Annotated in this window: 14 protein-coding genes; 9 read left to right on the forward strand and 5 right to left on the reverse strand. The window is 71.7% G+C overall.

Going from position 1 to position 13,907, the window contains the following annotated elements; translation table 11 throughout:
• Positions 1-9: 9 nt before the first annotated feature.
• Positions 10-933, reverse strand: a complete 924-nt coding sequence (locus tag ACZ61C_RS07830; RefSeq protein ID WP_465304044.1) for a hypothetical protein — start codon at positions 931-933, stop codon at positions 10-12.
• Positions 934-1,474: 541 nt separating this feature from the next.
• On the opposite strand from ACZ61C_RS07830, the gene ACZ61C_RS07835 reads away from it, so the two are divergent.
• From ACZ61C_RS07835 to ACZ61C_RS07850, 4 genes are read left to right on the forward strand one after another with little or no spacing between them, the layout of a single operon-like run.
• Positions 1,475-2,227, forward strand: a complete 753-nt coding sequence (locus tag ACZ61C_RS07835; protein ID WP_465304046.1) for an SDR family oxidoreductase — start codon at positions 1,475-1,477, stop codon at positions 2,225-2,227.
• Positions 2,224-3,279 (forward strand): phosphotransferase family protein, encoded by a 1,056-nt coding sequence (locus tag ACZ61C_RS07840; protein WP_465304048.1) that lies wholly within the window; start codon positions 2,224-2,226, stop codon positions 3,277-3,279. Before ACZ61C_RS07835 ends, ACZ61C_RS07840 begins: the two co-directional genes overlap by 4 nt.
• On the forward strand, positions 3,280-3,936 hold the full coding sequence (locus tag ACZ61C_RS07845; RefSeq protein WP_465304049.1) for a histidine phosphatase family protein: 657 nt from the start codon (positions 3,280-3,282) through the stop codon (positions 3,934-3,936).
• 9 nt (positions 3,937-3,945) lie between these two features.
• Positions 3,946-4,866, forward strand: coding sequence for an SMP-30/gluconolactonase/LRE family protein (locus tag ACZ61C_RS07850; protein WP_465304050.1), 921 nt, complete (start codon positions 3,946-3,948; stop codon positions 4,864-4,866).
• Between the two features lie 148 nt (positions 4,867-5,014).
• Here the strand turns inward: ACZ61C_RS07850 and ACZ61C_RS07855 are convergent, their stop codons facing one another.
• The 4 genes from ACZ61C_RS07855 to ACZ61C_RS07870 are packed head-to-tail and all read right to left on the reverse strand — an operon-like array spanning position 5,015 to position 8,790.
• Entirely contained in the window at positions 5,015-5,842 is an 828-nt protein-coding gene (locus tag ACZ61C_RS07855; RefSeq protein ID WP_465304051.1) for an enoyl-CoA hydratase family protein, read from the reverse strand.
• Positions 5,839-6,531: an SDR family NAD(P)-dependent oxidoreductase gene (locus ACZ61C_RS07860; protein WP_465304053.1), complete on the reverse strand. Its 693-nt coding sequence runs from the start codon at positions 6,529-6,531 to the stop codon at positions 5,839-5,841. Before ACZ61C_RS07860 ends, ACZ61C_RS07855 begins: the two co-directional genes overlap by 4 nt.
• Positions 6,528-8,045 carry a benzoate-CoA ligase family protein gene (locus ACZ61C_RS07865; RefSeq protein WP_465304055.1) on the reverse strand — a complete coding sequence of 506 codons (1,518 nt, stop codon included), beginning with the start codon at positions 8,043-8,045 and terminating at the stop codon, positions 6,528-6,530. The genes ACZ61C_RS07860 and ACZ61C_RS07865 overlap by 4 nt, the downstream gene beginning before the upstream one ends.
• Positions 8,038-8,790: a creatininase family protein gene (locus ACZ61C_RS07870; RefSeq protein ID WP_465304057.1), complete on the reverse strand. Its 753-nt coding sequence runs from the start codon at positions 8,788-8,790 to the stop codon at positions 8,038-8,040. Before ACZ61C_RS07870 ends, ACZ61C_RS07865 begins: the two co-directional genes overlap by 8 nt.
• Positions 8,791-8,838: 48 nt before the next feature.
• Here ACZ61C_RS07870 and ACZ61C_RS07875 point away from each other — a divergent pair, with 48 nt between their 5' ends.
• The 5 genes from ACZ61C_RS07875 to ACZ61C_RS07895 all read left to right on the forward strand — a co-directional run bounded on the left by ACZ61C_RS07875 (position 8,839) and on the right by ACZ61C_RS07895 (position 13,699).
• On the forward strand, positions 8,839-9,654 hold the full coding sequence (locus ACZ61C_RS07875; RefSeq protein ID WP_465304060.1) for a PaaX family transcriptional regulator: 816 nt from the start codon (positions 8,839-8,841) through the stop codon (positions 9,652-9,654).
• Positions 9,651-10,445, forward strand: coding sequence for a tryptophan 2,3-dioxygenase (locus tag ACZ61C_RS07880; RefSeq protein WP_465304062.1), 795 nt, complete (start codon positions 9,651-9,653; stop codon positions 10,443-10,445). Before ACZ61C_RS07875 ends, ACZ61C_RS07880 begins: the two co-directional genes overlap by 4 nt.
• Positions 10,442-11,635 (forward strand): kynureninase, encoded by a 1,194-nt coding sequence (locus ACZ61C_RS07885; protein ID WP_465304064.1) that lies wholly within the window; start codon positions 10,442-10,444, stop codon positions 11,633-11,635. The genes ACZ61C_RS07880 and ACZ61C_RS07885 overlap by 4 nt, the downstream gene beginning before the upstream one ends.
• 172 nt (positions 11,636-11,807) lie before the next feature.
• Entirely contained in the window at positions 11,808-12,881 is a 1,074-nt protein-coding gene (locus ACZ61C_RS07890) for a Glu/Leu/Phe/Val dehydrogenase dimerization domain-containing protein (RefSeq protein WP_465304067.1), read from the forward strand.
• Positions 12,878-13,699: a serine hydrolase gene (locus tag ACZ61C_RS07895; RefSeq protein WP_465304069.1), complete on the forward strand. Its 822-nt coding sequence runs from the start codon at positions 12,878-12,880 to the stop codon at positions 13,697-13,699. Before ACZ61C_RS07890 ends, ACZ61C_RS07895 begins: the two co-directional genes overlap by 4 nt.
• The last annotated feature ends 208 nt before the right edge of the window (positions 13,700-13,907 follow it).

Consider the following 13,907-nt stretch of genomic DNA (forward strand, 5'->3'; position numbering starts at 1 on the left):
GGCGGGCGCTCAGTCCCAGTCGATGCCGAAGACGCCCGGGCCGAAGTCCAGCGCCACCGCGTGCACGCCGTCCCCGCCGTCGAGCTTCAGCGGGCGGCGGCTGAGGGAGCCGGTCGAGCCGTTGCGGGAGTACTGCCAGCAGCGCTCGGGCGCGGTGCCCGGCGCGAACCGGACCTCCAGCAGGTACTCCCGCACCGGCCGCCGGAACTCGCGGTAGTGCGTGTTGCGGCACTCCGGGTACGGCGGCCCGCTGTTGGTCAGCGTGTACTCGATCAGGTGCGTCTCGCCCCGGTCGATCGGCTGGCCGAAGAGCAGTTCGGCGACGATCAGGCCGTGCGCCTCGTCGACCTCCGCACGCCCGACGCGGCAGTTGCGCACGGCGTGCAGCTCCGGCGGCCCGGCCGCCGGGTCGTCCTGGGTGTAGACGAGCAGCCAGCGGTCCTGGCCGTCCGCCGCGGCCTGGAACACCGCCCGCGCGGTGACCGCGCGCTGGCCGCCGTCCGCGGCGATCTCGCACCGGTCGTGCAGCCCGACCAGCTTCAGCGGGTGCTGGTGCTCGAGCGCGTCCGGCGCGCCGACCTTGTCCAGCAGCGGCTGCAGCACCTCACGCGGGAACGCCATCGGCTCGGCCGGGCGCTTCCCGGCGCCGCCGCGCGGCCGCGGCGGGGGCAGCAGCCCGAGCAGGGCGCCGGCGGGGACGTCGAGGATCTCTTCGAGCGTGCGCACCGCCGAGAGCGAGCTCTGCCGCTCCGGCTGCCGCTTGCCGGACTGCCAGTAGCTGAGGGCGGTGACACTGACGACCACCCCGCGGGCCCGCAGCCGCGCCTGGATCCGGTCGAGCGACAGCCCGCTGGTGGCGATGGCCGCGCGCAGCTGGGTGGCGAACGCGGTGCGCCCACCTTCGTGGCCGTCACCGGCCGTGCTGCCCGCCATTGCTGATCCGACCCGCCCCGTGCCGTCCCCCGACGATCCCCGACACGGAGCACGTTACCAATCCGACCGGAAGCAGGCGGACACAGTCCGCAGCCGATTTGCACAAAGTGCCGGTTTCCGCCGTGGCTGCTGTCGGATTGGTAACAATCGGCACAGCAGCAGGATTCACCCGGTCGACCGCGTCCCTCTTCGCCGGGGTCGCCGATGACCGCCGGACGCGCGGCCACCCGGCCGAACGGGCTAGTACTGGCAACTGTGAACCATTGCCCCGGCCTGGGCGGACGCGCTTGTATGACTTGCCTGCGCCGGTGGCACCGCCTCCCCCTCACGGCCCATCCGGGCGCCGGCGAAGAAGCCGTGGACAACGGCTCCGGCTCACCCGGCCGCGTTGTGCGACCGGCCGGGGTGGCCGCGCGATGACCGGTGGCCCGGCGACGCCCCCAGCGCCGGGCCACCGGTCTTATTACTTCCGGGTAGCCTCCGCCTTCCTCCCCACCACCACCCTCAACCGAGGCGCTTCGCGCCGCTGTAAGTTCTGGGCATGACGCTCCGCAAGAACATCCTGATCACGGGCGCGAGCAGCGGACTCGGCGAGGGCATGGCCCGCCAGTTCGCCGCGAAGGGGCGCAACCTCGCGTTGTGCGCGCGGCGCACCGACCGGCTCGAAAAGCTGGCCGCCGAGCTGACCGCGGCGCACCCCGGGATCAAGGTCGTCACGCGCAAGCTCGACGTCACCGACCACGACAGCGTCTTCACCGTTTTCGAGGAGTTCCGGGCCGAGCTGGGGTCCCTCGACCGGGTGATAGTGAACGCCGGGCTCGGCAAGGGCCAGCCCGTCGGGAAGGGCCGGTTCGACGCCAACCGGCAGACCCTCGAGGTCAACTTCGTCGCGGCCGCCGCCCAGATCGAAGCCGCCGCCGGGATCTTCCGCGCGCAGGGCGCCGGGCACCTCGCCGTCGTCTCGTCGTTCAGCGCGATCCGCGGCCTGCCGGGCAACCTCACCGCGTACGCCGCCTCGAAGGCGGGGATCTCGGCGTTCGTCGACGGCACCCGGCTGGAGCTCAGGCGCAAGGGCATCACCGTCACCGACATCCGGCCCGGGTACATCGAGTCGGAGATGAACGACCGCATCGGCCGGAACCCGCTGCTGGCCAAGGCCGAAAGCGGGGCGCGGGCGCTGGTCAAGGCGGTCGAGGCCGAGCGGGCGCGGGCCTACGTCCCGGCGTGGCCGTGGGTGCCGCTGAGCCTCGCGATGCGCGTCGTGCCGGCCTGGATCCTGAGGAAGTTCGCGTGACCACCGTCGAGGTGCGCGAGGAGGACGCCTTCGACGCCGCCGCGGTGCACGAGTGGCTGTCCGCGAAGGTCGAGGGCCTCGGCGCGGAGCCGCCGTCCGTCCGGCAGTTCCCCGGTGGTGCGTCGAACCTGACGTACCTGCTGAGCTACCCGGACCGCGAGCTGATCCTGCGCCGCCCGCCGGCCGGGCACAAAGCCGCGTCGGCGCACGACATGCGGCGCGAGTACCGCGTGCAGCACGCGCTCAAGCCGGTGTTCCCGTACGTGCCGCGGATGCTGGCCTTCGGTGACGACGCGGCCGTGCTCGGCGGCGACTTCTACGTCATGGAGAAGCTCGACGGCCTCATCCTGCGCGGCAACCTGCCCGAGGGCATGACCCTGACCCCGGAGCAGGCCCGCGAGCTGTCCGGCAAGGTGGTCGACCGGCTCGTCGACCTGCACGCCGTCGACGTCGAACGAGCCGGGCTGGCCGACCTCGGCAAGGGCTCCGGGTACGTCGAGCGGCAGATCCGCGGCTGGTCGGACCGGTACGTCGCGGCGCGCACGGACAACGTCGGCGACTTCGCCGAGGTGCGCTCGTGGCTGGCTTCGAACCAGCCCCCTGAAGTGAAGATCTGCCTGATCCACAACGACTACCGGCTCGACAACCTGGTCCTCGACGGCGCGTCGACGCTGAACATCACCGGCGTGCTCGACTGGGAGATGGCCACGCTCGGCGACCCGCTGATGGAGCTGGGCAGCATGCTGGCCTACTGGGTGCAGGCCGGCGACGACGACGTCATGCAGGCCGGCCGCCGCCAGCCGACCCACCTGCCCGGCATCTTCACGCGCGAAGAGTTCGTCGCGCGCTACGCCGAAAAGACCGGGCTCACGATCGGCGACTGGCGGTTCTACGAGGTCTACGGCCTGTTCCGGCTCGCCGCCGTGCTCCAGCAGCTCTACCGGCGCTACGTCGACGGCGCCACCCGCAACCCGGCGTTCAAGGACTTCTGGCAGTTCGTCGGCTACCTCGACTGGCGTTGCCGGGAGATCATCGCGAAGGGGAGTGTGTAGGTGGGCGCGATCTACCTGGTCCGGCACGGCCAGGCGTCGTTCGGCGCGGCCGACTACGACGCGCTGTCGCCGCAGGGCTTCGAGCAGTCCACTGTGGTCGGTGCGGAACTGCTGCGGCGCGGCGTTTCCTTCAGCCAGGTCCGGTCGGGCACGCTGGCCCGCCAACGCGACACCGCGGCGACGGCGCTGAAGGTGCTCGGCCTCGACGCCCCGGTGGTCGAGGACCCGCGCTGGAACGAGTACGACCACGTCGACATCGCGCGGCACCACGCGGGCGGCGCGCCGCAGGAGGATTCCCGGGCGTACCAAGAGGTTTTGGACGCGGCGCTGACGGCATGGACGTCGGCCGGCTCCGGCGGCCCGTGCGCCGAGACGTGGCCGGCGTTCCTCGCGCGCTGCCGGGACGCGCTCTCGGACCTCGTGGCGTCGCTGGGCAAGGGGGAGCACGCGGTCGTGTTCACCTCCGGCGGGGTGATCGCCACGCTGTGCGGGCTGCTGCTGGGGACCCCCGAAGCCGGGCTGCTCAAGCTCAACCGCGTCACGGTCAACGGCGGCATCACGAAGCTGGTTTCCGGGCGCGGCGGTGTCACCCTGCTTTCGTTCAACGAACACCCGCACTTCGAGGCGGCCGCGGCGCGGCTGCTCACCTACCGTTAGGAGCGGTTGATGCGGTTCGGCGAGGTCACGGTCATCCCGGTCAACGGGCACGGCCCGGAGGACGTCGTGGTCGACGGCGAAGGCCGGATCTACACGGGCGTCGACGACGGCCGGATCCTGCGGCTCTCCCCGGACGGCCACCGCATCGACGTCATCGCCGACACCGGCGGCCGCCCGCTCGGGCTGGAGCTGTACGGCGAAGACGAGCTGCTGATCTGCGACGCGCGGGCCGGGCTGCTGGCGGTGCCGCTGTCGGGCGGGAAGCCGTCGGTGCTGGCCACTTCGGCGCTGGGCCTGGACTTCGTGTTCTGCAACAACGCGGCGGTGGCCGCCGACGGGACGGTCTACTTCACGGACTCCTCGCGCCGCTTCGGCATCGACAACTGGCGCGACGACCTGATCGAGCAGACCGCGGGCGGCCGTCTCCTGCGACGGAACCCGGACGGCACGATCGACCTGGTCCTGGACGGCCTCCAGTTCGCGAACGGCGTCGCACTGGCCCCGGACGAGTCGTTCGTGGCGGTGGCGGAGACGGGCGGGTTCAGCGTGTCACGCGTGTGGCTGCGGGGTTCCCGCCAGGGCCGGTCCGACGTGTTCGTGGACGGGCTGTGGGGGTTCCCGGACAACATCGCGACGGGCTCGGACGGCCTGATCTGGATCACCCAGGCGTCTCCGCGCGTGGCGGCACTGGACGTGGTGCGCCGCCTCCCGGCGTTCCTGAGGGCGGGCGTCCGAGCGCTCCCGACGTCGCTCCAACCGAGCCCGGGCCGCGAGGTGGGCGTCCTGGGCGTGGCCGCGGACGGCAAGGTGGAGCGGGAGCTCCGCGGCGAGATCCCGGGCTTCCACATGCTCGTCGGGGTGCGGGAGTGGCAGGGTCGGCTGTACTTCGGTTCGCTGGAGGAGGACGCGATCGCGGTGACGGCTCGCTGAGTTTCAGGCTCGGCGGAGGAGCCGTTCCAGCGTTGTTCCGTGCCTCGAGAGCCGCGCGCCCCGCCGCGACCAGGACCGCCCGGCGGCGTCGACGAACTCGAACGAGCAGTCTTCGTGCGTCTCGAACAACACAGTGGTCTCGCCGGGTCTAGCGGCCGGTCCACCGGGGTTCGCGCCCCGCGGACCAAGCCGCGTAGAACTCCTTGTGGTCCTTCGCCGTCATCAGAAGCGCCTGGGTCATCGCCTCCAGCTCGATCGCGCTGCCCAGGTCCATGTCCAGTTCCCGCGTCAGCAGCACCTTCGTCGTCGCGTACGCCAAAGCCGGGCCGTCCGCCAAACGACGCGCCAGCGCGGTGGCCGTCGATGCCAGCGAGTCGTCCGGCACCACCTGCGTGGCCAACCCGATCTCCGAAGCCCGCGAAGACGACACCTTGTCACCCAGGATCAGCAGTTCCGTCGCCCGGCCCAAGCCCACCAGCCGCGGCAGCAGATAAGCCGACCCCATGTCGGCCCCCGCCAAGCCCACCTTGGTGAACAGGAACGCGAACTTCGCCGACTCCGCCAGCAGGCGGAAGTCGCTCGCCAGCGCGATCACCGAACCCGCGCCCGCCGCGACGCCGTTGACCGCCGCGATCACCGGCAGCGGGCATTCGCGCAGCGCCTTCACCACCGCGCCCGTCATGCGGGTGAACTCCAGCAGCTGCGCCGTCTCGAACTTCTGGAGCTCGCCGATGATCTCCTCGACGTCGCCGCCGGAGCAGAACCCGCGGCCCTGCCCGGTGATCACCAGCACCCGGACGTCTTCGTGCTGCGGCAGCTCCAGCACGAGGTCGCGCAGATCCGCGTATACGTCGAACGTCAGTGCGTTGAGCTTCTCCGGCCGGGTGAAAGTCACGGTCGCCACGCCGTCGGAAACGGTGAACTCGAAGTGTTCCCACTCCTTCGTCAGCGGTGCGGTCGCGCGGAACGGGCTCATGACTGGATTCCTCCGCCGTCGAGTACGAGGGTCTGGCCGTTGATCGCGGCGGCTTCGGGGGCCGCCAGGAAGGCGACGGCGAACGCCACCTCCGAAGGTTCCAGGAGCCGGCCGAGCGGGGACGCCGACGCCAGCGCGGCCTCGGCCTCCTCGGAAGCCCGGCCGGTGCGCTCCTGGATGCGCGCCACCGACGTCGCCGTCATGTCGGTGCGCACGAACGCGGGGCAGACCGCGTTCGCCGTGACGCCGGTGCCCGCCAGCTCCGCCGCGACCGCCCGCATCAGCCCGGCCGCCGCGTGCTTCGACGCCGTGTACCCGGCGGTGTAGCGGTAACCGACGTGCGACGCGGTCGAGGCGACCGTGACGATCCGGCCGCGGTCCCGCGAGCGCATCCCCGGCAGCACCGCGCGGGTGCACAGGAACGCGCCGGTCGCGTTGACCTCCAGCTGCGCGTGCCAGTCGGCGAGCGAAGTCCGGGAAACCGGTGCGCTGGAAGAAATCCCGGCGTTGTTCACCAGCACGTCCACCGGACCCGCCGCCTCGAAATAGGCGTTGACGGCGTCTTCGTCGGTGACGTCGCACTCCGCGCGCCCCGGCGCGAGCACGGTGTCGCCGGCCGCGGAGAACCGCGCCGCGATCGCCGCGCCGATGCCGCGGGTGCCGCCCGTGACGACGACCAGGCGGCTCACGGGCGGGCCGCCAGGGCGCGTCGGTCGAGCTTTCCGTTGGCAGTGCGGGGAAGTTCGGTCACGAAGACCACCTCACGGGGGTACTTGTGCTTGGCCAGGTGGGCTTTCGCGTGGTCCTTGAGCTCGTCCGCCGACACCGCACCGCCCGGCCGCAGCACGACGTACGCGCGCGGCACGACGAGGCCGCCGGTCTCGTGGCCGACCACCGCGCAGTCCATCACGGCGGCGTGCCCGAGCAGGCAGTCCTCGATCTCGCCGGGCGCGACGAACACCCCGCCGACCTTGAGCAGCGCGTCGGCCCGGCCGTGGTGGCGGAAGTACCCGTCGGTCCGGCTGAACAGGTCACCCGAGGTCAGCGTGTCGCCGTCGAACGTCCGCGCGGACTTCTCGGCGTCGCCGAAGTACTCCAGCGCGATCGTCGGCCCGGTCACGCGCAAGGGCCCGATTTCGCCGTCGGGCAACGGGTTCCCGAGCTCGTCGACGACCTGCGCGGTGTACCCGGGCACCGGCGTGCCGAGCGTGCCGAGCCGCGCGGCGCCCGGCCGGTTCGACAGGTAGATGTGGTAGGCCTCGGACGAGCCGATCCCGTCCACCACCGGCACCCCGAAGGTCGCGTCCCACTTCCGGTGCAGCTCCGGCGGCAAGGCTTCGCCGGCGGACGTAGTCATGCGCAGGCAGCTGAGGTCCTGCGCGGCCGCGGCCGGGTGCGCGACCATCGCGCTCATCATCGTCGGCACGTTGACCAGCACGGTCGGTCGGTGGCGGGCGATCAGCTCGAAGATGAGGTCCGCCGTGCTGCGCTCGGGGAACGCGATCCCGGCCGCGCCGACGCCGAACGGGAACAGCGCCACCAGGTCGCGCGCGTAGCCGAAGAACAGCTTGGGCACGGCGAGGACCCGGTCGTCCTCGCGCAGCCCGAGCACCTGGACGGCGTACCGCTCGAAGCTCTCTTTCGCACTGCGCAAGGGATGCACACACGCTTTGGGCGCGCCGGTGCTGCCGGTGGTGAACTTCCAGATCCCGACGTCGTCGAGGGTTGTCGGCGCGGCTTCGAGAGTGTCCGGCGCGGCGTCGACCAATGTCCGGAATGGACGCTCGCCCGGCCGCAGCTCGCTCTCCGGAACCCCGGTGACCAGCAGGTTCCGCGCACCCGCCGTCCGCAACGCGGGCAGCGTGACGGCGTCGGCGAGCACGGCGACGGCTTCGGTGTAACCGAGGTAGTACGCGTAGTCCTTGGGCTGCAGGAACGGGTAGACCTCGGCGGTGACCGCGCCGATCTTCTGGGCGCCGTACCAGGCGGCGACGAACTCCTCACCGTCGCTCAGCGCCAGCAGCACCCGATGTCCTTTTTGGACACCCGCGTCGCGCAGCACGTGGCCGGCGCGGTTGGCGAGCGCCGCCAGCGACGCGTAGCTGACCGCGCGGTCCCCGACGAACAGCGCGGTCCGGTCACCGCGGCCCTCGGCCACGTGCCGGTCGAGGAAGTGCGTGGCGAGGTTGAACGGCTCACTCACGGGCCAGCTCCCGGATCGCTTCCACCAGCAGGTCGGTCAGGGTCGAGAAGGTCGACACGCCCTCCTCCGCGGTCGCTTCGGCCGGCGCGCCGCAGTAAGCCTCCGTCATGCCCATGGCCAGGAAACCACCGTCGTCGGGCGCGGAAGCCAAGCTGACGGGCACGTGCGGCAACGTCCGCATCAACGGCTGGTCGACGAGCTCGGGCCGGTCGGCCAGCACCAGCGACGTCTCGTACCGCCCGGCGTGGCACTCGCCCGACCGGAACTCCGCGGTCAGCCGCTGCGCGTGGTTGCGCCGGACCAGGTCGAGCAGGGCGGCACGCCCGTCGTAAGCGAAGTTCAACGTCTCTACCGCGCGCCGGAGGGTGACCAGGTGCGCGGGCTCGAAGTGGTTGTTGACCAGCAGGATCCGGCGCAGGCGCTGGCCGATCAGCGCGGCCCCGATGTCGACGAGCAGCGAGTGCAGCGTCTCCTCGCCGACGTGGACACCGCCGGCGAACCCCGCGGCGAACCGCGTCACGCCGTAGGGGACCTCGGGCAGGACCAGCACGTGGACGTCGTCGTCGGCGGCCAGCCGCTCGGCCGCGCGCTCGCACATCCCGCGCGAGATCAGCGGGTCGGTGCCCAGCGGCGCGTGCGGGCCGTGCGGCTCGACCGCGCCGAGCGGGAGCAGCAGCACGGGGACGCGTGAGCCGTCCGGGAGGGCCGCGACCTGCCGCGAGCTGAGGTCCGCGAAGTACGTCACGCAAATCAAGCTACACCGCAGCGGCCTGAGGTGTATAGAGTTGTCCCCATGCCCGGAGAAGCGTTCGACGCGAGCCCTCAGGAGCTGGTCCTGACGCTGCTGGGCAGCTACGTGCACCCGCGCGAGACCCGGCGCGTGTGGTCGGGCGGCCTGGTCGCGGTGCTCGCCGAGCTGGGCTTCTCCGACGGCGCGGCGCGGATCGCGCTCACCCGCATGGTGCGCCGCGGCCTGCTGCAGCGCCACCGCGAGGGCCGCACCGTGCACTACTCGCTGACCGGCCGCACCATCGCCCTGCTCGCCGACGGTGACCACCGGATCTTCTCGCTCGGCCGCCGCGAGCGCGCCGCCGAGGAGTGGACGGTGCTCTGGCAGAGCATCCCGGAGAGCCGCCGCCAAGCACGGGAACGCCTGGTCAGGCGGCTGCGGTTCCTCGGGTTCGGGCCGTACCAGGACGGCACCTGGATCGCCCCGCACGACCGCGAGGCCGAGGTCGTCGCCCTGCTCGTCGAGCTGGGGGTCACCGAGCACGCGGCGCTGCTGCTCGGCCGGCCGTCGGCCGCGCTGGACGTCCGGCGCTTCGCCGGCCGGGCCTGGGACCTCGACGAGCTGGCCGCGCGCTACACGGTGTTCGTCGACCAGTTCGGCGGGTACGCGGGAAGGGACATCCCGGACGCCGAAGCCTTCGCCGTCCGGACGCGGCTGGTGCACACCTTCCGCGCGTTCCCGTCCTTCGACCCCGAGCTGCCCGCCGACCTGGTGCCGGCGCCCGAGCACCGGGCGGCCGCGGTCGACCTGTTCCACGATCTGTACACCGCGCTGGCCCCCGCGGCCCAGCGCCACTTCGACGAGGTGACCCAGGGATGACCGACATCAACGCCCAGACCCAGGAAGCATTGAGCTACACCTCGTACCTGGCGCTCGACGAGGTGCTCGAGGCGCAGCGCCCGCGTTCGGACGAGCACGACGAGCTGCTGTTCATCGTGATCCACCAGGTGTACGAGCTGTGGTTCAAGCAGATCCTGCACGAAGCCGCGTTCCTGCAGAAGAACCTCGAAGCGGGCAACACCGCGCACTCGATCCGGATCCTGCGGCGGATCCTGACGATCCTCAAGGTCGCCGTCGCGCAGATCGACGTGCTGGAAACCATGACCCCCAGCCAGTTCACGAGCTTTCGCACCCGGTTGGACGCTTCGAGCGGCTTCCAGTCGGCCCAGTTCCGCGAGCTGGAAGCGGTGCTCGGACGGCGCGACGAGCGGGTGTTCGCGCACTACCCCGAAGACGGCGAGCAGCGGAAGAGCATCGCCGAAGCGATGGCGCGGCCGTCGTTGTTCGACTCTTTTCTCGCGTACCTCAAGGCTTCTGGCTACCCGGTCGGGTGTGACCGAGACGTCACTCTCCCGGTGGAGCCCTCCCCGGCCCTGCAGGCGATATTGCTGGACGTGTACAGCGACGACGGCGGTCCGTCGGTCGTCGCGGAGTGTCTGGTCGATCTCGACGAAGGGATGCAGGAGTGGCGCTACCGGCACGTGAAGATGGTCGAACGCACCATCGGCGACAAGACCGGGACGGGAGGGTCGTCCGGCGCGACTTACCTGCGTACCACCCTTTTCCAGCCGATGTTCCCGGATCTCTGGGCCGTACGGAGCCGACTTTGACCACCTTGGACGATCTGCGGGCCGACGACAACGCGCTCGCCCCGCACTACACCCGGTTCTCCGTCCGGGAGCGCCTGCTGCTGTCCGGGCATTCGCACCAGGCCTGGCCGGACATCGCCGAAGAAGGGCTCCTGGAGTCCTTCGCCGACGCCGCCCGTGATGTCGACGAGAAGTGGGGCCGCGCCTTCGCGAAAGCCGACGAGCTGCGCGCGGGCTTCCGCCTGCTGCTCGGCGACCCGCACGGCGAGTACGCGCTCGGCGCGAGCACGCACGACCTCGTGCTGCGCTTCCTCTCGGCGATGGAGCTGCCCCGAAGACCGCGTCTCGTCACCACCGACGGCGAGTTCCACACGCTGCGCCGCCAGCTCGCGCGCCTCGAGGAGGAGGGCGTCGAGGTCGTCCGGGTGCCCCTGGACCCGGTGACGACGCTCGCCGAGCGGGTCGCCGGCGAAGTCGACGACAACACCGCGGCGGTGCTCGTCTCGGCCGTGCTGTTCGAGACGTCGCGGCTGGTGCCGGGGCTCGCGCACCTGGCCGACTCGTGCCGAGCCCGGTCGATCGAGCTGGTCGTGGACGCCTACCACGCGCTCGGCGTGGTGCCGTTCGCGCTGCACGACCTGGGGCTCACCAACGCGTGGGTGCTCGGCGGCGGGTACAAGTACCTGCAGCTGGGGGAGGGCAACTGCTTCCTGCGGCTGCCCGCGCACGCCCAGGAGCTGCGGCCGGTGATCACCGGCTGGTACGCCGAGTTCGGTGCGCTCGCCGACGAGCGGCACCCGGGCGCGGTGCCGTACGCGACCGGTGGTGACCGGTTCGCCGGCGCCACCTACGACCCGGCCAGCCACTACCGCGGGGCCCGCGTCCAGCGGTTCTTCGCCGAGCAGGGGCTCACGCCGGAGTTCCTGCGCGAGGTGTCGCAGCACCAGGTGGGCCTGCTCGCGGAGGTGTTCGACAAGCTCGGGCTGCCCGAGGACGTCGTCACGCGGGATCGCGAGACGCCGCTGGCCCAGCTCGGCGGGTTCCTTTCCCTGCGGGCCCCGGACGCCGCGGGCCTGCAAGCGGCGCTGGCCGCCGAGGGCGTCCGCACCGACAGCCGCGGTCACCACCTGCGGTTCGGCCCGGCGCCGTACCTTTCGGACACCCAGCTGGAAACGGCGATGGCGACCCTCGGCTCGGTGGTCCGGGGCTGATCTCCGCGTTACCAGTCCGTATCGCGAGACCTCCCCTGGTCCGCCTCGGGCGAGGGATCTAGGTTGGGTCCCGGATGGGCAATCAGGCGGACGACCTCCGCCCCGCCCGCCGGTCAACCTTGGAGCGCGTCCCGGTCACGAACCGGGCGCGGGAGACGAAGGAGTCACCACCGTGACCGAAGGAGTGTTCGCCCGGAACTCCGGGCACGAACAGGTCGTGTACTGCCACGACGAAGCCAGTGGCCTCAAGGCCATAATCGGCATCTACTCCACGGCGCTCGGACCCGCGCTGGGCGGGACGCGCTTCCACCCCTACGCCACCGAATCCGACGCGCTCGACGACGTGCTCGCGCTGTCCAAGGGCATGGCGTACAAGAACGCGCTGGCCGGGCTCGACCTCGGCGGCGGCAAGGCCGTCATCATCGGCGACCCGAAGACGCTCAAGTCCGAAGCGCTGCTGCGCGCGTACGGGCGCTTCGTGCAGTCCCTGGGCGGCCGCTACATCACGGCGTGCGACGTCGGCACGTACGTGCAGGACATGGACATCGTGGCGCGGGAGTCCCGGTACGTCACCGGCCGCTCGCCCGAGGACGGCGGCGCCGGCGACTCGTCCGTGCTGACCGCGTTCGGCGTCTTCCAGGGCATGCGGGCCTCGGTCGAGCACCTCTGGGGCAGCCCGGACCTGGCCGGCAAGCGGGTCGGCGTGGCCGGCGTCGGCAAGGTCGGGCACATCCTCGTCGGGCACCTCGTGGAGGCCGGCGCGCAGGTGACGATCACCGACGTCTACGCGCCCGCGCTCGCCCGGACCCAGTCGATCTACCCGACCGTGCAGGTCGTGTCCGATGTGGACACCCTGGTGCGTGCGGAGCTGGACGTCTTCGCGCCCTGTGCGCTCGGCGGCGCCCTGAACGACGAGACCGTGCCGGTGCTCGGCGCGAAGATCGTCTGCGGCGCGGCCAACAACCAGCTCGCGCACGCCGGGATCGACAAGCAGCTCGCCGACCGCGGGGTGCTGTACGCGCCGGACTACCTGGTCAACGCGGGCGGCGTGATCCAGGTCGACGACGAGCGGCACGGCTTCAACTTCGAGCGCGCCAAGCGCAAGACCACGGCCATCTTCGACACGACGAAGGCCGTGTTCGAGCTGGCCGTCGCCGACGGCGTGCCCCCGGCGACGGCGGCCGACCGGCTCGCCGAGCGCCGGATGGCGGAGGTCGGCCGGCTGCGGTCCATCATGGCCGGGTGACCCTTTCGGACATCTTCGCGGCGGCGGGCGTGCGGGGCTTCCTGCACGTCCGCCGTCTCGGCTCTGCCGAGTGCGTGGGGCTGGACGCCGACGAGCCGGTCGTGCTGGCGTCCGTGGTGAAGGTGCCGCTGGTGTACGAGTTCGCCCGCCAGGTGGCGGCCGGTCTGCTGGATCCCACGGACCGGGTGCGCGCGTCCGCCGCGGACCGCCTGGGCGGCAGTGGTTCGGCGGGCTTCGCGGACGACGTCTCGTACAGCCTGCGGGACGCGGCTCTGCTGGCGTTGTCGGTGTCGGACAACACGGCCGCGGACCTGCTGTTCGACCGCGTCGGTGTGGAGAACGTCCGGTCGCTGCTGGCGGAGCTGGGCCTGTCGCGGACGTCGGTCATCGGCGCGCCGCGCGACCTGCTGCGCACGATCATCGAGGACACGTCGGCGGAGGTTCCGCTGCGGGCGCTGGACCCGCTGCGGACTTCGGCGACCACGCCGCGCGAGATGACCGCCCTGCTTGCCGCGATCTGGGCCGACCCGGCGGCGGCCCGGCTCCGCGAGTGGATGACGGCGCAGGTCAGCTGGCACCGCTTGACGGCGGGCTTCCCGCCGGAGGTGGCGGTGGCCGCCAAGACGGGCACGATGCCGGGGATCCGCAACGAAATCGGCGTCGCCACCTACCCGGACGGAACCTCCTACGCCATCGCGGTGTTCACGGTCGGCGGAGCAGAGACGCTGCGACGGCCGGACATCGACCGCGCGATCGGCGACGCGGCCCGCACGGCGGTGGAGGAACTGCGCTCGGAGAACCTCGGCGCGCCACCGTGATGCCCCGCCAATCACGCATGATGCCCGCCTGGTCACGGGCGATGCCCCGCCGGTCGCGCGTGATGCCCGCTTGATCACGGGTGATGCCCCGCCGGTCACGGGTGATGCCTGTCTGGTCACGGGTGATGCCCGCCTGATCACGCGTGATGCCCCGCCAATCACGTGATGCGCCGCCAATCACGCGTGATGCCCGCCCGATCACGCGTGC

The organism is Amycolatopsis sp. NPDC104587, from assembly GCF_055583645.1.

What these genes read in the sequence shown, in the direction of transcription:
- ACZ61C_RS07830 (WP_465304044.1), bottom strand. Translation starts at nt 933, where the DNA reads ATGGCGGGCAGCACGGCCGGTGACGGCCACGAAGGTGGGCGCACCGCG.
- ACZ61C_RS07835 (WP_465304046.1), top strand. Translation starts at nt 1,475, where the DNA reads ATGACGCTCCGCAAGAACATCCTGATCACGGGCGCGAGCAGCGGACTC.
- ACZ61C_RS07850 (WP_465304050.1), top strand. Translation starts at nt 3,946, where the DNA reads ATGCGGTTCGGCGAGGTCACGGTCATCCCGGTCAACGGGCACGGCCCG.
- ACZ61C_RS07855 (WP_465304051.1), bottom strand. Translation starts at nt 5,842, where the DNA reads ATGAGCCCGTTCCGCGCGACCGCACCGCTGACGAAGGAGTGGGAACAC.
- ACZ61C_RS07875 (WP_465304060.1), top strand. Translation starts at nt 8,839, where the DNA reads ATGCCCGGAGAAGCGTTCGACGCGAGCCCTCAGGAGCTGGTCCTGACG.
- ACZ61C_RS07880 (WP_465304062.1), top strand. Translation starts at nt 9,651, where the DNA reads ATGACCGACATCAACGCCCAGACCCAGGAAGCATTGAGCTACACCTCG.